Annotated in this window: 16 protein-coding genes; 8 read left to right on the top strand and 8 right to left on the bottom strand. The window is 46.3% G+C overall.

Annotated elements, in window-relative coordinates; all coding sequences use genetic code 11:
* Window positions 1–11: 11 nt before the first annotated feature.
* Together C1T21_RS01530 and C1T21_RS01525 are read right to left on the bottom strand one after the other, a co-directional pair.
* Window positions 12–1,781, bottom strand: a complete 1,770-nt coding sequence (locus C1T21_RS01530; RefSeq protein ID WP_103046926.1) for a sensor histidine kinase — start codon at window positions 1,779–1,781, stop codon at window positions 12–14.
* Window positions 1,778–2,458, bottom strand: a complete 681-nt coding sequence (locus tag C1T21_RS01525; protein WP_061831262.1) for a response regulator transcription factor — start codon at window positions 2,456–2,458, stop codon at window positions 1,778–1,780. Before C1T21_RS01525 ends, C1T21_RS01530 begins: the two co-directional genes overlap by 4 nt.
* Before the next feature lie 211 nt (window positions 2,459–2,669).
* Here C1T21_RS01525 and C1T21_RS01520 point away from each other — a divergent pair, with 211 nt between their 5' ends.
* From C1T21_RS01520 to C1T21_RS01510, 3 genes are all read left to right on the top strand, one after another.
* The gene (locus tag C1T21_RS01520) at window positions 2,670–4,013 is read left to right on the top strand and encodes a glycoside hydrolase family 30 protein (RefSeq protein ID WP_103046925.1); all 1,344 of its coding nucleotides are present in this window, start codon (window positions 2,670–2,672) and stop codon (window positions 4,011–4,013) included.
* Between the two features lie 189 nt (window positions 4,014–4,202).
* On the top strand, window positions 4,203–4,592 hold the full coding sequence (locus C1T21_RS01515; RefSeq protein WP_061831260.1) for a winged helix-turn-helix transcriptional regulator: 390 nt from the start codon (window positions 4,203–4,205) through the stop codon (window positions 4,590–4,592).
* 271 nt (window positions 4,593–4,863) lie between these two features.
* Window positions 4,864–5,310: a hypothetical protein gene (locus C1T21_RS01510; protein ID WP_103046924.1), complete on the top strand. Its 447-nt coding sequence runs from the start codon at window positions 4,864–4,866 to the stop codon at window positions 5,308–5,310.
* Between the two features lie 103 nt (window positions 5,311–5,413).
* On the opposite strand, the gene C1T21_RS01505 is transcribed toward C1T21_RS01510, so the two are convergent.
* The gene (locus C1T21_RS01505) at window positions 5,414–5,905 is read right to left on the bottom strand and encodes a phenolic acid decarboxylase (RefSeq protein WP_013308656.1); all 492 of its coding nucleotides are present in this window, start codon (window positions 5,903–5,905) and stop codon (window positions 5,414–5,416) included.
* A 167-nt stretch (window positions 5,906–6,072) separates the two neighbouring features.
* Here C1T21_RS01505 and C1T21_RS01500 point away from each other — a divergent pair, with 167 nt between their 5' ends.
* Complete coding sequence (locus tag C1T21_RS01500) at window positions 6,073–6,621, top strand: PadR family transcriptional regulator (RefSeq protein WP_103046923.1); 549 nt, start codon at window positions 6,073–6,075, stop codon at window positions 6,619–6,621.
* A 63-nt stretch (window positions 6,622–6,684) separates the two neighbouring features.
* Here the strand turns inward: C1T21_RS01500 and C1T21_RS01495 are convergent, their stop codons facing one another.
* From C1T21_RS01495 to C1T21_RS01485, 3 genes are read right to left on the bottom strand one after another with little or no spacing between them, the layout of a single operon-like run.
* Window positions 6,685–7,884: a Ger(x)C family spore germination protein gene (locus tag C1T21_RS01495; protein WP_103046922.1), complete on the bottom strand. Its 1,200-nt coding sequence runs from the start codon at window positions 7,882–7,884 to the stop codon at window positions 6,685–6,687.
* Window positions 7,881–8,975 carry a GerAB/ArcD/ProY family transporter gene (locus C1T21_RS01490; RefSeq protein WP_103046921.1) on the bottom strand — a complete coding sequence of 365 codons (1,095 nt, stop codon included), beginning with the start codon at window positions 8,973–8,975 and terminating at the stop codon, window positions 7,881–7,883. Before C1T21_RS01490 ends, C1T21_RS01495 begins: the two co-directional genes overlap by 4 nt.
* Window positions 8,976–9,000: 25 nt before the next feature.
* On the bottom strand, window positions 9,001–10,701 hold the full coding sequence (locus C1T21_RS01485; protein ID WP_103046920.1) for a spore germination protein: 1,701 nt from the start codon (window positions 10,699–10,701) through the stop codon (window positions 9,001–9,003).
* A 239-nt stretch (window positions 10,702–10,940) separates the two neighbouring features.
* Between C1T21_RS01485 and C1T21_RS01480 the strand changes: the two genes are divergently transcribed.
* The 3 genes from C1T21_RS01480 to C1T21_RS01470 all read left to right on the top strand — a co-directional run bounded on the left by C1T21_RS01480 (window position 10,941) and on the right by C1T21_RS01470 (window position 16,758).
* Complete coding sequence (locus tag C1T21_RS01480; protein WP_103046919.1) at window positions 10,941–11,282, top strand: phage tail protein; 342 nt, start codon at window positions 10,941–10,943, stop codon at window positions 11,280–11,282.
* A 45-nt stretch (window positions 11,283–11,327) separates the two neighbouring features.
* On the top strand, window positions 11,328–15,218 hold the full coding sequence (locus C1T21_RS01475; RefSeq protein ID WP_103046918.1) for an immunoglobulin-like domain-containing protein: 3,891 nt from the start codon (window positions 11,328–11,330) through the stop codon (window positions 15,216–15,218).
* A gap of 235 nt (window positions 15,219–15,453) precedes the next feature.
* Window positions 15,454–16,758, top strand: a complete 1,305-nt coding sequence (locus C1T21_RS01470; protein WP_103046917.1) for an exosporium glycoprotein BclB-related protein — start codon at window positions 15,454–15,456, stop codon at window positions 16,756–16,758.
* A 72-nt stretch (window positions 16,759–16,830) separates the two neighbouring features.
* On the opposite strand, the gene nirD is transcribed toward C1T21_RS01470, so the two are convergent.
* Both nirD and nirB read right to left on the bottom strand, forming a co-directional pair.
* Window positions 16,831–17,160 (bottom strand): nitrite reductase small subunit NirD, encoded by a 330-nt coding sequence (nirD, locus tag C1T21_RS01465; RefSeq protein WP_103046916.1) that lies wholly within the window; start codon window positions 17,158–17,160, stop codon window positions 16,831–16,833.
* 39 nt (window positions 17,161–17,199) lie between these two features.
* Window positions 17,200–19,629: a nitrite reductase large subunit NirB gene (nirB, locus tag C1T21_RS01460; RefSeq protein ID WP_103046915.1), complete on the bottom strand. Its 2,430-nt coding sequence runs from the start codon at window positions 19,627–19,629 to the stop codon at window positions 17,200–17,202.
* A 342-nt stretch (window positions 19,630–19,971) separates the two neighbouring features.
* Here nirB and C1T21_RS01455 point away from each other — a divergent pair, with 342 nt between their 5' ends.
* Window positions 19,972–21,660: a spore germination protein gene (locus C1T21_RS01455; protein WP_103046914.1), complete on the top strand. Its 1,689-nt coding sequence runs from the start codon at window positions 19,972–19,974 to the stop codon at window positions 21,658–21,660.
* Window positions 21,661–21,664 lie beyond the last annotated feature (4 nt).

Here is a 21,664-nt window from a genome sequence, read left to right as displayed (position 1 = left end):
TTTGCCGTAGCTTAGCCTCCGAATATAACAACAAAACGGACGCCGTCCTTGGTATTCTCCACCTTATAGCGGAATTCGTGCAAATCCAAAATTCGTTTGACGATCGACAGCCCGAGCCCTGTCCCACCTGTCTGGCGGTTTCGAGACAGCTCAGCCCGGTAAAACCGATCCCATATCTGCTCCAGTTGATCGTCAGGAATGGTCTCACCTTTATTTTCAATGGAAAAAAAACTGATTTCCCCAGCACCTTCGACACGAATCGTGATTGAGCTTCCTTCCTCAGCATGTCGTATGGCATTGACAACAAAGTTGATAATCACCTGTTCCAGCCATCCTACATCGGCACGGATCGGCATCTCATTGGCGGGGATAATGACCACTTCCAGCTTTTTCTTCTTCAACAAATGGAATAACTTGTCCACGACCTCCTCCACCAGCTCACTCAAGATGAAGGTCGTCTTGCGAAGCTTGAGGGTACCCGATTCCAATTTGGCGAGGTCCAGCATATCTTTGACCAATCGCTCCATTTTGTCCGCTTCCTCTACAATGACTTTCATATAATGATCCTGCTTCCCGGCGCTAACCCCATCTTGTAATCCTTCTGCGAAGCCTTTAATGATACTCAGCGGGGTTTTCAGCTCATGAGAAGCGTTGGCAAAAAAGTCTTGTTGCACAGCCTCCATCCTCTGCTTCTGTTCCATGTCCTCTACCAATTGCTGATTGGCCTCCTGAAGCTCGCGCAAAGCTGTGTCCAGGTTCTGGGACAGGGTATACATGCTGTAGGACAGGCTGCCCAGTTCATCATTCTGCCGGATTGGTGTATGGGCTGTAAAATCGAGCTTAGCCATCCGCTTGGCGGTATTATTCAAAGCAATGAGCGGACGGGTCACCATCCGGGAATAGAACAGGGACAAAATCAGAATGAGTGCAAATCCCCCGATCCCCAGGTACAGATAAAACCAGCGCAGAGCTTCATTCGTCTCACTAATTTCCTGCAACGATGTCACTGTGAACAGGAGGTCGATCTCGCCTGTGTCCTGACGAACAGGATGGACTATGACTGCATTGCGTACCCCTGTCCAAGGTTCCGTCCACTCTTCCTCCAACACTTCGAAATTCTTAAGTTTCTCCAGATGCGCCTGTGATAAAGGGAACCATTCCTCCAGCGCACTAAACAGTAAGCCTTGTCGCTGACTCCATGTTTTCAGATCCGGCAGTACAATCTCTGTCACCGTACCGGAAAACCTTACACTGCCATCTGTGCTTGCCTCTTCCGAAGTCGATCCTATATTTTTGAAACCAAGCTTCTGTATGCCGGTTGGATAAATTAAATTGGCGGTAGAGATGCCGTCCGTTCCCAATCCCTCACCTTCAACCGTTACCGTATCACCGGGCTGAATCCGAGCAGCTCTCAGTTCATCTCCGTACTCGCTCATAAACAGAGACAGCGATATTTTAACGATTTTACCATCTGCTTTTCTTAGATTGATATGAAACGCATCATCCAGCTTTACTTTGCCGTCCAGCGTTACAATCGCCAGCTGGTTTTTATTCTGAAGCATAAAGCGAGCTGCCTCACGCGAAACCCTACCCGATCCCCAAGCCTCCTGGACATAACTTTGACCGAAGCTTTGCAAGCGGTTTTCCACACGACCAATCTTCTGTTGCTGATAAAAATTTTCAAAAAACAGCAATTGACTTAAGATCACCATACCGTAAAAACACAGGAAAAACACAACCGTCATAATGAACAACTTAAAGGTAACTCCCCGTTTGTTCATTCTTCCTCCTCAAACCTATAGCCTGTACCAAAAACCGTACGGATATGGCGTGATTCACGGCCTAGCTTACTTCTCAGCTTTTTGATATGCGTATCGACAACTCGTGTATCTCCTTCAAAGTCGATGCCCCACACTCGGTTCAGTATCGCATCCCGTGAAATAACTATGCCTTTATTATGTATAAGCAGCCGCAGCAGCTCATACTCCTTGGGCGTCAGCTCGACTTCCGCCTGATCCACCTCAAGCCGATGAGCCATCGTGTTGAGAATGGCACTACCGAACCGCAAAATATGCGACTCCGGCTGTACATGTCCCTCCACCCGTTTCATCAGCGCGTTGGCGCGGGCGATCAGCACCTTGGGGCTGAAAGGTTTGGTAACGTAATCATCGGCTCCCAGTTCAAAGCCTAATATTTTATCATCATCACCGGATTTGGCTGTCAACAAAATGATAGGCACACCTGAGCGGCTGCGCACCTGGCGGCACACCTCCCAACCATCCAGCTCCGGCATCATAATATCGAGTATAATCAGGTCCGGCTGCACCGAATCAAACCAGATCAGTGCATCTTTTCCATTGCCCGCTTCATAGACTTCCCAATTATTCTGTTTAAAATAATCCGCAATCACTTCACGAATACGTATTTCATCCTCCACGAGAAGAACTCTTTTCTTCAATCGACTTCCCTCTTTCGGTCATTCTAGGACACCAGCATATCAAAGATATGTGTACTTTATGTGTTCTTGACACTTCTTATCAGCAGAAGTTCTCATCCGCAAATTCAACCTTGGATTAGGGCAAATTTGTCGTGGCTCAGACCATCTCATCTCCTATGATCCTACCCTATAATAAGAAGAGATACAAAAAGCCTGAACAGGAGGGTAATACATGAGTAATCAAACCATGCAGTGGTTTTCCACTTCCAAAGCTAAAGCTTGGCAATCCCAAGCTCATCATTTGACCGATACTCAAGAGAGTGCCAATCTAATCTTTACGGGAGAAACACATCAGCTTGTCGAAGGCTTTGGTGGCTGTTTTAATGAATTAGGTTATGTGGCCCTGAACCATTTGGAAAAGGACGAACGAGATCGGGTGCTTCATTCTCTCTTTCATCCAGAGGGCGAGCACAAATTTGCGATTTGCCGACTTCCTATTGGAGCGAGTGACTACGCGCTGGAGTGGTACAGCCACAATGAAACAGACGGCGACGTGGAGATGAAGCACTTTTCCATTGAGCGTGATCAGCAATATCTCATTCCTTTTATTCGGGAAGCGTTGCAACTCAATCCGGACTTGAAGCTGTTCGCCTCACCCTGGAGCCCGCCAACATGGATGAAATCACCGAAAGCCTACAATTACGGCACGCTGCGCTGGGAAAAGGATATTTTGAAAGCGTATGCATTGTACTTTGTCAAATTTGTTCAGGCTTATCGAGAGGCAGGTATTACAATTCATCAGATTCATGTTCAAAATGAAGTCATTGCCGATCAGAAGTTCCCTTCCTGTGTATGGACCGGAGAGCAACTGCGTGAATTTATTCGTGATTATTTGGGCCCTGCTTTTGAGGAACACGGACTGGATACGGAAATTTGGCTGGGCACCATTAACGCACCCGATCCGTGGGAGGAATTAATGAAAAAGACTTCGACCGGATTCGATGAGTATGCCCATACCGTGTTGAGTGACCCCGAAGCCTACAAATATATTAAAGGCGTAGGCTACCAGTGGGCAGGCAAAAATGCCATTCAGCGCACCGTTGCCAGCTATCCTGAGCTTCGTTACATGCAAACAGAAAATGAATGCGGTAACGGAGAAAACTCATGGGACTACGCCAAATATGTATATAATCTGTACCAGCACTACTTCACCAATGGTGTGAATGCTTATATTTACTGGAATATGGTTTTGGAACCAAAAGGTAAGAGCACATGGGGCTGGGAGCAAAATTCGATGATTACGGTTGATCTAGCGGATCGAAAACCTATCCTGAATCCAGAGTATTATGTCATGAAGCATTTTTCTCATTTTGTATTACCGGGTGCCCGACGCATCGGACTTCGTGGCTCATGGACTGGAAATGCAGTTGCTTTTCAAAATATAGACGGGCAAAGGGTGGTAGTCATCGCCAATCCGTTCAAGGAATCGCGTGTGCTGAATCTGTCCCTCGGTGAAACAACACACCGCTTGGAGCTGGAGCCGGAGTCCTTTAATACTATTGTGATTCCTTCTTAGCGCCTCAGTTTTCTGGAATTATGCATATTAGGAATGTTACAGTCCTGTTTTCCGGTCTTGCGTAATCATCATGCTTCACTGTCCGGTCTCTGTACCCAAGCGTAGGCATAGTTTCCAAAATGGATGTATATCCTTTTGCGTATAGTAGCTATAGATAGTATACTTGGAATAACTACGGACAGGAGGTCGATGAATATCACTACTGTAAAAGACCGGATTGATTTGAAGCTGATTAATTGTGATAAGGAATTGACTCTCGCGGTCATCGGTGGAAAATGGAAGCTGATTATTTTGTGGCATCTCGGTATGGAAGGCACCAAGCGGTTTGGTGAATTGAAGAAGCTAATCCCCCACATTACGCAAAAAATGCTGACCAACCAATTGCGCGAACTAGAGGAAGATAAACTCATTCTGCGTAAAGTCTATCCTGTCGTTCCTCCACATGTGGAATATTCACTGACAGAGCATGGCGAAAGCCTGATTCCGGTACTGAGAGCAATGTACGATTGGGGATCAAACTATCGAGAGAATGTGATTTGGAAAGAAGAAGAGGAAATTCAGGACGTCACACCCGTGTGATCAGCAAAACAAGCATTTTGCGAAATGCTGAACTATATTTTTAGTAGAGACGACCCTGGGGAGATCTGGGGTTGTTTTTTTATGATATAAAGACGTTCCCCAAGATAACAAAAGAAATGGAGGCAAGTATCCGTTTCCATTGGCATTAAAGCTCGTTTTTCGCTACATATCCTCATTTTACACTTGTATCCGTGATTTACATTACATCCTCTGTGACGTATGATTCTTCCATCCCTATTTACAGTGAATCCAAGAAGGAGGCCGTTCTAGCATGAGCATGACGCTTGCCCAGCCCACAACGTCCCAAGCGACCCAATTACGCATTGGTTCCATGGAAATGATTCAATACGACTATCGTCAATTTCCTGACTCAAAACCTTATCAACACCATTGCTGTGGCTTGCTTACTATGTCGTGTAACGGCGCTCAAGGTCTGGCGGAATATGAGCTGCCTGAAATTAAAGGCGCTTTTGACCTCGTCCGCTGGGCTTCCGTGTTTACCTCGCTCAAGGGTCTGTCCTTAACCGAGGCTGAGCAATATATTCAGCACCACGCTGATCACTGGGGACCTGATAAAACAGAGCTGGCTCTATCTGCCTTATCCGATCTGACTGCCCATGCGTACCTGCACATTCTCTCCCCAACAGCGACCATTCTCCCCCCTCGGATTAGTCGTTCTTATCTCATCGAGCATGGCCTGGTCTACTATTCATTCTAAATATCGTCCACCACTCCATTAGCAATCTACTTTCCAGTTAACGTAAAAAAGCCTGAGACTGTTTATCACAGGCCAGGCTTTTACACTTTCAGCACAGAGCTGATTACACTTGCAATTTACCTGCACGAATATCGTCTGTCATTCCTGCATAAGGTGCTTGGGAAATTAATTGTTCGTTGTTCACACCCGCATTTTCGATGAATGTAATATCTGCAAATTCAGGAACCACATACTTCGGATACGTTTCATACTTTTCACGCGATTCCTCCATCAGTGGAATAAAATCGTTTTGATAGCGCACAGTGATTTCCGGATGCTCATGAACCCATTTAGGGAAGAAAATAATGCCGTGCATACGTTTTTCCTCAGGCATAAAGTTCAGAGAAACGTCAGTGCCAGTCGGTTCGGTCCACGATACTTTATACACATTTTCCACCAGCTTCACCAGATTGACCTTCTGATCACGTACCCAGCGGCCGCCTACCATACCACTATGAATGCGATAATCGATCGTATCTTCATTTTTAATATATATTTCGTACTCCCAACCATTCTCATAAGTGTAGATCATGTGGCTGCCGATAAACTTGTCCATCTTGCATCCTTCTTTCCTAAATTATAAGTTTTTATGAATTGAATAGGAGACCAAAGATAATTAATATTCAATTCAAAACATGTAATATTAAACATGTTTTTAAATACATATAAATTGTAGCACTATGGTATACTAGTGTCAAATAACGTTTGACAAGGAGAGCTACGTTGAAACGCACATTAAAATACGCTATTTTGGGCCTGGTTCATAAAGAGGAAATGAGCGGCTACGATATTACGAGTCAATTCAAGAAGGAAATCGGACAATTTTGGAGCGCCAAACACAGTCAGATTTATCCTGAGTTAAGAAGGCTGACCGAAGAGGAGCTTATTGAATATCGCACCTCCATTACAGGAGCCAAGCTGGAAAAAAAGCTGTACTGCATTACCCCCAAAGGAACCCAAGAACTGACCGAATGGCTCCTGAGCCCCAAAGAGTTACCGGAAACGGAAAAGGATGAGTTTATGCTCATGCTGTATTTCTCAGCGGCCATCCCCAAGGAAGAGAACAAGCGATTGTTCGAGGACCAGATAACCAAACGTAAAGAGAAGCTGGAGTATCTGTACGAAAGTAAGAAATCCCTCCAACAGCTGGACGAAAACCTCCAAGCCCCCGGTTCTAATCAATTTGGGCATTATCTGGTGCTGAGCCGTGCCATTAATCGGGAAGAAAGCTATATTATGTGGCTGGAAGAAACACTGTCCCTGTTTGAATAGCCTAAAAAACCTTCAACGCCACGTAGATTCGTGGTATTGAAGGTTTTTCTAAATAGGTGCAAACTAGTCTGCCGTCGTAATCGAAGAGCCGTAATCTTCAATATGGATATCTGTGCTAAAACGTACAGGAATGGTACTAAACGTGGTATCCCAATCCTCTTTGACCTTATGCCAAACTTTAGGATGTTGAATCCTCAACGCTTCTCCGAAACCTCCAACATCAGCCTGCAGCTTTTGCATTTTGGCTACAGTTTGTTCAGCTAATGAATTCACTTTCTCCTGAAAGATACTCTCTTCTTGTCCGAGCACATCATTGCTACGCAAATTTTCTTTCTTGTTAAAAACCTCGGAAACACGTCCCTCTGAAGTCATTTTTACTTGGAAGGAAATGTCGTCCCCCTGAACGTTGGCCTTGATCCTGCTTTTCACCGCTTTGATCTCATAAGCTATATTTTTACCGGTCTGGGGATCACTACTTTTCAGCACGCCTCCAACCAATTGGCCTTTGATCCACATGAGACCCTCGACCTCTGACTCATTCAGAAAACCAGCGTAGGTTTGCGTCTTTCCCTTGATGACTCCCGCACCTGCGAGCTTGATTTCATTCTCCGCCGTAATGACATTGGGTAATATAAAGCTTCTTTTACCCTTCATGGGCCCGACCACTTTAACCAAAGCCACGGGTTTTATCAACCGGGCATTCCGTTTACGATTTTCGAAAATATCCTTTAAGATATAGGCAGGAATTTGACCAGGAATTCTCTCCTGAAGCGCATTGCCCGCCTTGTCTGTACTAATCAGCAGCTGGACGCTGGGTCGAATGTCATTATCCGCCAAGAAAAAGTCCAGCAGCTCATACAACGGAATCTTGCGAAGCAGACTGGAGCTGATAATAATCGTTTTCAAATGTTGTCCGATGGGCGGTCGGTTGGTTCGCAATGAAATTTCTCTTAACATTTCAAAAACGGAATCCCCCGTTTCCGTAATATTAAAAAACTTTTTAGCTTGTGGGGAGGAACTGTTGGAGCCGCCGCTTTCCTCTGGGATGATAAATTGAAAGGTTCCGGTGATTAACTCTTTTTTCGGATAGTCTCCTCCTTTCCGATTGATTTGTTCTTCTTGTGAAGATTCTGACGCTACATCCATAGCAATGCCTGTCTCCAGATTTAGATCCTCCACTGGAGAGCTGCTCCAGCAACCTGAAAGTGTACAGCATATCAGGAAAGCCACCATTCCGAGTAATCCTGACTGGACTCTCTTCATGACCGCAACCCCCTCAAGTGAGAAATAAGAAGCAGTGGCAGTGGAAGCAGCGCGAATAAAACGAAAGCTGCATTCCCGATGATCGTTCCAAAAGAAAATAACTCATTCAGGTTTTTAGGAATTTGGGACAGGACGTAAATGAACGGGAGCAAAATGAACAGCACCTTGGAATAAGAGCTATTCAAAATTTGAGAAACTCCGAGCGAAGCGCAATAAAAAGCAATACTGAATGTAGCAAAAATTTGCATGATCCAAATGGACAACAACAGGGATTCGAACCGTTCCAATAACAGATACTCCACTTCAAAGGAGCGGGCCAAGTCTAAAAAAGGCCAGGTTCTGGTCATAACCCCTTCCACCGAAAAGGCGCCAATGCATAAAATCAGCGCAGCTGTATAAAAAACGACCGAGATCCCGATCGCCAGTCCAATCGCCTTGGTTGCTTTCTTCGGTTTTTCCATCCGACAAAGAATAAACAGCAGACACTCTGTCCCCGTTAAGGTCAGGGTTGTAGTCTTGAGCGTTTTAAGCACTGGCATTACACCCTCGGACAAAACAGGACGCAAATTATTCAATTCGAAAATATTCAAACTCAGCAAGCATATCAATACAAAAATAGCTGCCGTAATCGGGAATATAACTTGACATATTTTACCTAATGTACCTATGCCCCCTAAGCACAGGTACAGAGAGATCCATATAAAAGGTGCTGAAATAGCCCACACTGGAGTTCCTTCAAGCAAAAAGAACGACGTTACTTCCTCCACAGATCGGATTTCGTATGCAGCTATACAAATAAAATAGATGACGAACAAGATGCCCAACACTTTGCCGATGGCTTTGCCGGTTATCCGCTGAACATACTGGTAAAAGGTGCTTTCTGGAAACCGTGAACTTAGTTTGACTATAATCCATCCGAACAGGAAAGTGGCAGCCCCTGCTAAAATGACAGACATCCATACATCCGGTGTTTTGGCAGCTTCAACGGCTACTCTGGGAAGGGTAAGCAACCCGGCAGCCAGCATAAAGCAAAGCACAATTGTCGTCGTCTGTAAGGTTGTAATTTTATCCGTTTTTTTCCCACGGGCCATCTTGCTCCCTCCTGTATTGTTGAACTCATCCTTGTCGCTTAGGGTCTTTATGCTTCAATAGAATGGGTCTATTTTTCATAAATTGTAACGGTGCTCGCAAAAAGTAATCTTTCCAGTCCTTCAATGAACGGGGAGCCGTTAAACTAAGATACGGCACGCCGAAGCTGTGTAATTTAGCCATATGAATGCTCAGCATCAGGAAAAACATGATCACTCCATACAAACCGAAGATAGCCGCCGTGAACATGGCCCCAAAACGAAGAACGCGCATAGAGATCCCGGCGCTGTATACAGGTGAGGCAAAGGAAGAAATCGCCGTGACTGCTACCACAATAACGAGAATCGGACTCACAATCCCAGCGTTAACAGCGGCCTGTCCAATAATCAAACCGCCGACAATGCCCATCGCTGGACCGATAGGTTTGGGGAGCCGAAGCCCTGCCTCGCGTAAAATTTCGATGGAAATTTCCATAATCAGGGCCTCAATCAGCGTCGAAAACGGAACACCCTGTCTCGCACTGATAATGGAAATGACCAGCTTGGTTGGAATCAATCCGGGATGAAACGAGATAAAGGAGATATAGAGCGCCGGGGCGAACAGAGATATCGTAGTTGCCATAAAACGAAGAAATCGAATAAGCGACCCCGGTATCCATCGTTCATAGTAATCTTCGGGAGACTGGAGCATCATCCCGTACGTCACAGGCATAAGGAGGGCAAAAGGTGTACCGTCCAGCAGAATCGCCACACGTCCCTCCAGCAATGCAGCCATGACACGATCTGGTCTCTCCGTATTTTGAATTTGCAGAAAGGGGCTAAGAAAATTATCCTCAATAAGCTGCTCCACATAGCCCGACTCCAGCACCTCATCCATATCAATGGTTTTGACCCGCCGTTTCACCTCATCTACAAGCTCCGGGTCGGCAATGTCTCTGAAATACACCACCATCAGCTGCTTTTCCACTCTTTTGCCCACTTTGAAGGACGACATGGCCAGCTCCGTACTTTCTCCATGTCTGCGCAGCATTGCTGTATTATCGCTGAGGGTCTCGGTAAAACCGACTCGCGGTCCCCGCAGCACCGATTCCGATATGGGGTCTTCCACCCCTCGTGTACTCCCTTTGGGTGTACCCAGCACAAAGGCACCTGGTATGCCCTGAATCATGAGTATGACTGAACCGAACAGCACCTTTTGCAAGGAGAACTTCACCTCTACCGTATACTCTGTCTCCGATACCAGCATGACCTGGCGAGTAATCATATCCCGAAGCTCTTCTCCTCTCGGGAGATCTTCCCCCTCTTGCCCGGAGCTGCCCCAATCCATCAGCGGCTTTAGTATGTTCTGATCCATGCCAACCTTGTCTGTTAATCCATCCACAAAAAAAAGTGTGCCTACAGCGTTCAGTTTTTCCAGAAAAATGGATCGTTCGTTCACGTCCGACATATCCGTGACGGCTTGTCTGATTTTTGCTACATTGGCTTCATAATCTTCGGTAAAGGTCTCCTTTACATTCTCAGCCTCACTTACAGACGGATTACGATCTGTATGCTGCGAACGGTCTTCTTCTTCTAAAAGCTTTAATCGTTCCATACGTCTGCTTTCTCGACCATCCATCGCTCTAATTTGTCGTACCGTCAGAAAAATAATCAAAGGGATGATGAACAAAAAGAAAGCTTCCATCCATACGTTCCATTTGGGCATATGAGTTCCGATGACCTGCCACACACTCTTTCCTCCTTCACTTCCAGATGATTTGTATATAGATTTACCTGGATTAGAAAAAAGATGCATCGGCAATGGAATAAATTTCTTTACTCACAAAAGGAATAAAAAGGTGAATTTGATAGGTGAACTGTAGTGCCAAAAGTGGATTTCCATGATAATATCTATTCATTCTATGACTAATGTCACAAATTTGTTGAATTCGTGGGCCATTATTCGAATCTAAAAAAGGAGTTGTAGGTATGAAGAAGCATTTTTGGAAGAAAGCCGCTGTGTTGAGTTTGTTAGCGGGCATTTTGTTAGGGGGAACAGCGATCAGTCCCAAGCAGGCTCAAGCATCGCCCGAACCTTATCTTGGGGAAATTACGATGTATCCTTACATGTTCGCTCCCAATGGATGGCTAAAATGTGAAGGTCAGCTCTTATCTATTTCGCAAAATACAGCACTGTTCAGTCTACTGGGTACTAATTTCGGGGGGAATGGAACGACCACATTTGCATTGCCTGATTTGCGTGGAGCCTCTCCGGTGCCGAATGTAGATTACTACATTTCAACCGTAGGGGGATTCCCGTCCCGTCCATAATGAAATGTTCAATGGTGTGCTATTTAATGAAGAAGAGGTGATGGCGTGCTCGAAGGCAATAACTTCACACGCAACAATTTGAAACTGTATCGCTTGCTGGTTCCATTGCTGCCATTCATCGGCGGTGCGTTCCTGCTCATAGGGACGAATGAGGCACATGCTGCCGGTTGGGAAAATGTCGTACTTAATAAACCAGCCACATCCAGTGGCTATAGCCAGCCCTATGATCCCTCCAGAGCTGTGGATGGGTCAATCGGGCCGACAAGCCGCTGGTATCAAGCCAGCAACGGTGAGAAATGGATCCAGGTAGACTTGAGAGATTGGTATATCGTAGATCGATACGTTGTTACAGGTATGGGAGTCCATAACGGGTGGCGGGATCAACGTGATCCATACAGTTTCCGATTGCAAACAAGCAGCAACGGAAGTAATTGGGTGACTATTGATACCGTCCAGAATAATGGGAGCTCTAATGTTGAAAAGAGCATTACTCCTGTAACTACACGATACTTGCGATTATATATTGATCAAGGAAATGCAAGAAACAATCAATGGGCTTCCATCATGGAATTCGCAGCTTATGGGGAGCAATTGCCCGTTCCACAGGCTCCGGGTCATTTTACAGGAACCAAAAATGGAAATACAGTGGAGTTAAGCTGGGATGCTGTTCCTTATGCAACTTCATACAAAGTCATACGAGATAGTGTAACGCTTTATTCAGGTAACTTAACTCAATTCATAGACACTTCAGCATTGCCACCAGGTGAAGCAATTTACACGGTTCAGGCCGTGAATGCTAAGGGGGAGAGCACTCCCTCAGAGGTTAAAGTGAACATACTTACCGATGCCGAGAGAGTTGCACAGGCAAAAGCTGCTCTTGCATTAGGCTTCGCACCTGGAGATACAGCTGATTCGGTATCCCAAAAGCTGACGCTGCCACTCGCTGGGTTGAATGATACGACGGTGAGCTGGAGTTCGGATACTCCTAACATCATTACGAACGAGGGGGCTGTCACACGCCCGCAGTATGATCTGGGTGACCGAAAAGTAAAACTGACAGCAACGATTGCGAAGGGAAGCGCCTCAGATACCCAAACTTTTGAGGTTACCGTATCGAAGATCACTGCTCAAGATACATTGAATCAAGCAGCAGACACCCTCTCGCTTGGCGATTTATCTGCGCTAACAGAAAATATTTCTCTCCCTTTATCCGGTTATGGTGGAGCGCAGATCGAATGGTCCTCAGCCAAACCACTTATTATTGCAGTAGATGGAACACTCACCAGACCCCCTTATAATAGTGGAGATACGGATGTTACCCTAACGGCTACCCTGCAACTTGCAGGCTTAACGAAAACAAAGGATTTTACTGCACACGTACTCCGTCTGCCCATGAGCGACACTGAAGCCGTTGACGCGGCATACAGGGCGCTTGAGTTGCCAATGACTACAGTAACCGGAGACGTATATTTGCCAAAAGACGTTTTGAATGGTGTTCAGGTGTCATGGTCATCGACTCAGCCCCAGTTCCTGGATCAAACTGGGCATGTAACATTCCCAAGCTATGTGCAGGGCGATCAAACGATCACGCTGGAAGCAGTTGTGTCACGAGGCGGGGTTGAGCTGCGAAAAACATTCAGCCTGCTCGTGCCTGCACTGCCCGTAAGTGCTGATGAAGCCGTAAATTTGGCAGCAAATACACTGAATTTAGATTATCCGCAAGGGATTAAGGATTCCATTGCTCTACCTCTTACAGGAGCATTTGACACCCAGATCGACTGGTCTTCGGATCAACCAGATATCCTCAGCAACAGTGGTCAGGTAAATCGGCCTAAATATACAGACGGTGATGTGAATGTACAATTAATTGCCATTATTTCTAAAGGTGCAGCTTCTGTACAAAGAACATTCACGATCACAGTGCTGAAGGCATTGCCGAATACACCTTATGTACGATTGAACGGCAACAATCCAATTGTTCTAGAAGCCGGCGACAGCTTCACTGATCCGGGAGCCAGTGTACTGGACAGCGTATACGGCAATATCCTGATCCCTGAGCTTTCAGGTAGCGGGAATGTCGATACAAATGTACCTGGTGTATATGTATTGAACTATGCTTATAGCGACAACGGTGGTTGGACGGCAGAGCCGGCAGAACGCCGTATAAACGTGCTGCCTCGTGCTGTTACAGCCGCAGCAGGCAATGAGGATATAGCCTCTGTGATCGTTACAGGCGCCTTACCGAGCGCACGGCTTGAGCTGTACAATGCCCAGCAGGAGCTTATAGCGGAAGGAATTGCTTCGGGAGAGGGAAGATATACATTTACACCTGTTCCTGAAGGAGCCAGCTACTATGTGCTGCAGAACGTAAATGGTATGAAGAGCGCTCCGTCAGGGCTAGTGTATGCGCAAGGGTTAACCGCGCAGCGCGTTGCGGATTCCATCACAAGCATAGCAGCTCCTACAACAAGTGACACACTGCTCAGGTTGCCTGTTGTACCTGATGGTTTCCGTGTGACCATCAGCAGCAGTAGCCAGCCAGACATCGTGCGTACAGACGGAACTATTGTTCAAGCAGATACTCCTTCCGTTGTAACTATCATGCTGGATGTTATGAGGGTAAGCGATGGTTCTCATGCTTTGACGCAAGCCATAGAAGTCACCGTCCCTGCCAAGGTAATGGCGAGCACAGGTAAATCTAACAAAGATAAGAATGAGGATCTATTTGCTTTCGTACCACAGAGCGGATTTTCCGAACAAGGGAAAGAGTTCTCCCTCTTTGTTCCTTCGCCAGCATTCCTGGATGAGCAGATACAGCAAGCACTTCGCGAAGGCAAGGCATACGCAGACATTCGTTTGGAGCAGGAGAAGCAACTGAGTCGTGTTATCCTTTCTCATTCTTTACTGAATAAATGGGATAAGATTGGTGCATCGGTAATATCTCGATATGGAACACTGATGATATCCAGTGACACCTTAACCAGCATGGCCTCAGGACAGCAGGACGTTACATTATCATTCCAGCAGGTAGATGTACAACGTGCGCAGCAGATCCGTGATTGGGCCGAGCAACAATCCAGCCTGACGCTGATGGGTCCGGTTACAGACATCAAAGCTAATGTGACAGGGACCTCGTCGATCATTCTACCGCTGGATAACGAATCCTTAGGTGAGTTACACAATGCAGAGCCCCAGTTCTCCATTCTTGTTATTCATGAGAATGGTGAGCGTGAGATTCTAAAAGGGACTGCTGTAATGGATTCAAAAGGGATTTTGTCGGGTGTGAGTCTGAATACGACCGGGTTAGGTACCTTTGCCGTCGCCACAGACGCAAAGACTCAAACCAATAATGCCAGTGTGCAAAATAACCCCATCAATTCGTCAGATTCGCAAGAGCTAGCTCAGGTATGGCCGGATGTACAAGGCCATTGGGCAGCGAAGTCCCTGCAATCTCTTGCAGACAAAGGCTGGATACAAGGCTATAAAGACGGCAACATACGCCCTGAGCGCGCTGTAAGCCGTGCAGAATTTGTAGCCATACTGACCAGAGCATTGGGAACTGCTGGAGATGTGAGCCCTTCTACCTCATTTACAGATATGCAGGGACACTGGGCTGGATCAGCCGTGGATTCTGCTCACCGTCAGGGATGGATTCAAGGGCTAACCGCTCAAACTTTCGGACCTGATGAGAGTCTTACCCGTGAACAGGCGATGGTGATCCTGTCACAGGCGATGCAAAATCAGACATCCATTTCCAGCACTACTGCACTGCAATCCTACAAGGATGAGCAGCAGATTTCAGCATGGGCCTCGGCAGCATTTCAAAATGCAGTATCCTCCGGTTGGATCAGCGGTTATCCAGATGGAACGCTCAAGCCAAAAGCGGCCATCAGCAGAGGTGAGATGGCTGAACTGCTGGTACGTATTCTTAAATAAGACTTTTTAAGCTTCATAGATCAGATGAGCATAAGCAAATACAACGCGGCCTCCAAGCTTTTCGGGGGCCGTATTTTTTTATGTATATTTTATGTACAAGCCTTCAACAATCATTTTTGCTTGTTTATTCACCCTTTTCGCTTCAGTAAATATATTATGAATATCTTCGAAGCGGGGCGATGAACTACCTGTCACCTCTACAGTAGGAAGAATGGTGAGGAGGAGATATTTGAATATGAAACACAGAAAACCGTTCAGGTTCAGTGGTGCTTCAAAAAGAGACGAAGACTGTAAGCCAGCAAGAGTAAATAGAAATATAGAAGAGCTTCTCAAGCTTATTAATGAATTGACTGTGATCATCCCACTTGTATTCGCAAGCCCCTCTGCGGCTAATGTATCTTCCTTGCAACAGATTTTAAGACGTTTGTTGTCTCTGGCGAAAAGCTTAAGACTTAGAGGCGGGATTAAGGCAGACTTACTGGCAGCGCTGGAACTTGCTATTGTAGCGATAGAAGCCACGCCTTTCTCCCCAATCAGCGTAGGAACTACACTGCAACAGTTACTGGATGTCCTATTGTCCATCGTTTTACAGGAACCCCTCGATCCAGCTCTTAAAGACAGTTTGATCAGTGCAATCAGAACCGCCGGAACGGCTATCAGTATTGCGTTGGGTACCACGTCCTCGTCAGGGGCGCCTGGTCCACAAGGACCTCCTGGACCCGTGGGACCCGGCGGTGCGCCTGGACCCGCAGGTGGACCAGGGCCACAAGGGCCTCCCGGACCTATCGGAGCGGCCGGACCTGTTGGCCCAGCAGGGCCTATCGGGGCCGCTGGACCTGTCGGCGCTACGGGTGCTGCGGGCCCTGCCGGGGGTGTGACAGGCGCCACGGGCGCTACGGGCGCGGATGGATTGGTCGGGCCAGCCGGAGCCACAGGGCCTACCGGGGCGGATGGTTTGCCAGGCGCAGTTGGCGCTACCGGAGCCACGGGCACGGCTGGTGTTACTGGAGCCACCGGTTCGGGAGCCATCATTCCGTTTGCTTCGGGCGGACCTGCTATCCTGACAACCGTTCTTGGCGGGGTGGTAGGAACCACAAGTTTGATCGGCTTTGGAAGCTCAGCTACAGGTATTGGCCTTGTAGGCGATACCATTGACCTCACAGGTACACTTGTAGGACCTCTGATCAACTTTGCTTTTTCCGTACCACGGGATGGCGTAATTACATCTATTGCTGGTTACTTCAGTACAACAGCTGCGTTAACTCTCGTGGGTTCAACTGCGACGATTACGGCCCAGTTGTTTAGTTCCCCAACACCTAATAATACCTTCACAGCAGTTCCCGGAGCTATCGTTACATTGGCCCCTCCACTGGCTGGCATTATTGCTTTGGGAACGATCTCTAGCGGTATTACTACCGGGCTGGCTATACCGGTAACCGCACAGACTCGTCTGCTCCTTGTCTTCTCTGCAACAGCTACGGGACTTTCCCTCGTAAACACTATCGTAGGTTATGCAAGTGCAGGCGTTACCATTACCTGATCCAAGACGAAAAAAGGGCCCCACAGGATTGTTCCTGTCGAGCCCTTTTTTATTTGTATTCCCTCAGACGAACTAAACCGTTTCGAGCGAAATTTTCACTTCTTCTCCCTCTTCACAAACGGCGAACGTTTTAATTTGTCCGTGATCAGGCTCTTGAACGATGCCCGTCTTTAAATCAATTTTCCAGTCATATAAAGGATCATAGATATAATGACCAGATACTATCGCCTCTGTAAGAGGACCTCTTTTGGGATGAGGACTGACATTTTCAACGGCATAAAGCTCATTCTCCGAAGTGCGGAAAACAGCAATTTCGGCACCTTTGATGTGGATGGTACGTCCTATTCTGATCGGAAAATCCTTACTGTGACCGACGACAAGCCATTCGGCATTTTTGATCATTTGCTTGATCGCTCCCTTCCTCAGGCATTTTAGATACAATTACACAATAGACGGAGTGACAACCTCAAATAGATTTTTGCGTGTATCCTCATCATTGATGATCTTTTTCCACGGGTCTTCGACCTGTTGTAGTGCAAATTCGATGCGTTCTACTAAAGCTTGTCGATTATCTGTATCCTGAACGACAGCCTTCTGAATCTCTTCCAGACCGATCCGTTCCACCCACTCCGACGTGCGCTCCAGGTATTGTCCTGTTTCCCGGTAAAGTTGCATTACGCTGCCTACAATATCAATCAACTCGGCGTCGGTTTTCACTTTACAGAGTGAATCAGCCAACCGTGCTTTAATACCGCCATTACCACCGATAAAGATCTCCCAGCCCCCATCATTACCTACGATTCCGATATCTTTGGTACATGATTCCGCACAGTTGCGTGGACATCCATTAACCGCTAATTTGAATTTTGCTGGGAAATCCAGTCGTTCGAATTTTCGTTCCAACACTTCTCCCATTCCCATCGAGTCTTGTGTGCCAAACCGGCAGAATTGCGATCCAACACAGGTTTTAACCGTACGAAGTGACTTCGCGTAAGCATATCCTGACGGCATATCGAGTTCTTCCCATACTTTAGGCAGATCCTCTTTACGGACACCGATCAAATCAAGCCGCTGCCCTCCTGTTACTTTAACGACCTTAACGTTGTATTTAAGAGAAACATCTGCTATCTTCTTCAAATCTTCTGGGGTCGTTACACCGCCGTACATTCTAGGAACAACCGTAAACGTTCCATCCTTTTGAATGTTTGCGTGCAATCGCTCATTTACAAAACGAGAATCTCCCTCATTTTCATAGGTATCCGGGTTAATCATTCCCAAATAGTAATTCAGCGCCGGGCGGCATTTGGAGCATCCTTCATCATTATGCCAACCCAGTACATTCATAACTTCACGCGTTGTTGTCAGCCCTTTGGTTTTGATCGCTTCCACAATCTCGTCCCGACTCAATGTTGTGCAGCCACATATTCCTTGTTTGGCTGACGTCTTGAAGCTGTCTCCAAGAACATATTGTAGAATCTGCTCCACGACCGGCTTACATCCTCCACAGGAGCGCGTTGCTCCGGTACATGCTTTAATTTCATCGACTGTAGTCAGTCCATTTTCATTAATTGCATCCACAATGGCCTTTTTAGTTACACCGTTACAGCCACACACAATTTCATCATCGGCCATCGTTTCAGCGGATGATGTTTTCGCCCCGTGATTACTGCATCCAGTACCCATGATCTGTCCATATATCTCATCTGTCATCAATGTTTGCTGACGCACATATTTTTGAAGAGTAGCAGATTCGCTCACATCGCCAAACAGTACAGTTCCAACAATCTTATTTTCACGAAGCAGCACTTTTTTGTATGTGCGCTTCCACTCATCCTTTGCAACAATCACCGTATGTTCAGGCTGGGTTATGAATTCGCCAGCTGAGAAAACATCCACCCCTGAAATTTTGAGCTTGGTGGAAACCACCGATCCCATATAACCTTCAGTATCCGCACCTGCCAAATGTTTGGCAATTACACTCCCCTGTTCAAACAGCGGAGCTACCAAGCCGTAACAGGTTCCGCGGTGTTCAACACATTCCCCTACAGCATATACATCCGGCACGGAGGTTCTCATCAAATCATCGACTACAATACCACGGTTCGTTTCCATACCACTTTGCACAGCCACCTGAATATTAGGTTTGATCCCGACGGCCATAACGACCAAATCCGCTTCCAGCACGCTTCCGTCTGAAAACCGCAGTCCTTGTACCCGATCTTGACCATACACCTCCGCAGTTTGCATTTGCATAGCAAACTTGATTCCCTGGCGTTCTAGTTCTGCTTTTAGCATCGCAGAGGCTTCCCGGTCCAGCTGGCGTTCCATCAAATCCTCCATTAAATGGACGACCGTAACATCCATTCCCAGGTTGACCAAGCCTTTAGCTGCTTCCAGCCCTAACAGACCTCCGCCAATGACAGCTGCCTTTTTAAAGGTCTTCGCCGCCTCAAGCATTGCCGAGCAATCGGCGATATCTCGGAAACCGATGACACCCGGTAATTCTTTACCCGGAATAGGCAGAATAAACGATTGTGAGCCAGTAGCTACCAAAGCTACATCGTAATCAATTTCCAGTCCGTCTTCGGTGTGAATCTTCTTGTTCTCACCGTCGATGCTTTTCACCATTTTTCCTGTATATAAAGTAATCCCTTGATCCGCGTACCATTGCAAATCGTTCAGTATGATATCATCAATCGTTTTACTGCCTTCCAACACATAAGAGAGCATGATCCTGTTATAGTTCGGATGCGGTTCATTTCCCAGGACCGTAATTTCATACTTATCCGTTAATTTCAAAATTTGTTCGACCGTATTGATACCAGCCATCCCGTTCCCTATAACCACAAGTTTCTGTTTACTGTTTATCATATACCGGTTCCTCCATTCATTCGACGATACTTCCTATCCGATGACATCTCCTACGTTCCTATGAATATTGCTTATGCTTCTATTCTAATACAGCAGATAGAGCTATATGTGACTAGAATCACAATGTAGTTCAAATTAAGAATATTTAGGGATTTCCCTATTCCGTTTCAAGGGATAAAGCTAAGGCCAGAAATCAAACTTCATAAATATTAAATACATCACTGCTCAATTCATCGAACGAATCTTTCCATTTCATGTGTAAATACAACCTTTATAAGGAATACTTTAGGAACAACTTGTATCTTAAGGAAACATGAATTGAATCGTATGGAGGTGATCATCATGTGGTCTAAAATAATTTCTTATATTCCAAGCTGGATTACACTCTTTCAAGCAGGCCTCGCGTTGATTATTCCTTTAGGAATTTATTATATAAACACATCGATTTATTCGTTTGTTGGTAGTAAGGGGGCAAAATCCAAACATTCTTCTGATCGTCCGCTTTCCGACGAACATAACGAAGGCGATGCTGATCAGCAGCATGAACCAAGCTCCAAAATTACAGGGAATTATGATTCCGACTTAAAGTCGATCCGAGAGGCTATAGGCGAAAATAGTGATGTGCATTTTCGTGAGTTTGTAGTAAAGAAATATCATGTTCGGTCCGTGTTAGTCTTCATAGAAGGTATGCAGGATGAAAAGCTTATGAGCAAGCAGGTATTGGAGGTCTTGATGTACGAGGGCCAGCAGGACCCACAGCGCCCACAGGAACAGCAGGAAAGTATAAGTAACACCTTTATAAAAGAAAACTTGATGCCACTTACGCAAATTAGTGAAGTTGCTGATATGGAGGACCTGCAGGAGTCTATACTTTTAGGCCATACTGCCTTATTAATTGAAGGAATGAAGGGAGCACTGCTGGTGGGCTCGCCCAATGGCGCCATTCGCTCCGTCAATGAACCAACCTCTGAAGCATTGCTTCGGGGGCCCCGAATTGGTTTTACGGAGGTATTAAGTGAAAATACTTCGATGCTTCGACGCCAGGGCTTAAACAAAAGTTTGGAGATGAAGAAATTCCAAGTGGGAAGCCGAATCAAAAAAGATCTGGTTGTCGCGTATATAAAGGATATTGTGAATCCAGATCTCCTCGAAGAAGTAAACCGCAGAATTTCAAAGATAGACATGGATTTTTTGGCTGAATCCGGTTATGTGGAACAACTTATTGAAGACAATTATTTAAGTCCGTTCCAGCAGGCTCACAATACAGAGCGCCCCGACCGTGTCATTAATGCTTTGTTGGAAGGAAGAATAGCCATTTTGCTGGATGGGACTCCCTTTGCACTTATTGTTCCGGTGACCTTCAGTATGCTGCTTCAATCACCCGAGGACTATTATGAGCGCTGGATTCCAGGAACACTTTTACGCCTGCTGCGATTTAGCGGGGCGTTTATAGCGCTCATGGGGCCTGCTTTGTACATCTCTTTTATATCGTTTCATCCCGGTTTGATTCCGACCAAGCTGGTCATTAGCATCATCGAAACCCGTCAAGGCGTCCCTTTCCCATCTGTCATAGAGGTCATGATTTTGGAAATCTCTATTGAAATCCTACGGGAAGCAGGCATTCGCTTGCCCAAACCCATCGGTCCTGCAATGGGCATTGTGGGAGGCTTGGTCATTGGCGACGCTGCTGTAAATGCGGGTATCGTTAGCCCATTCCTGGTGATTGTGGTTTCGGTTACTGCGATTTCTTCGTTTTCGATACCAACATACAGTGCGGGCATTACCTTGCGAATTTTGCGTTTTGCCGGCATGGTATTTGCAGCCATCCTGGGCATGTTCGGAACCATATTGTTCTTTCTGTTAATTTGTATCCATCTGACGAAATTGAAAAGCTTCGGCGTACCGTACGTAACTCCCTTTTCGCCCATGCGTCTAAGCGACTGGAAGGATGTGTACATTCGTGCTCCTATATCTATGATGAAACGAAGACCTGTTATGATGAAAACTCAGCAAAAAAAGCGCAGATCATGATGCC

Source organism: Paenibacillus sp. F4 (assembly GCF_002894905.1).
Classification (GTDB): Bacteria; Bacillota; Bacilli; order Paenibacillales; family Paenibacillaceae; genus Paenibacillus; species Paenibacillus polymyxa_B.
This window is presented reverse-complemented; position numbering and strand designations above follow the sequence as displayed.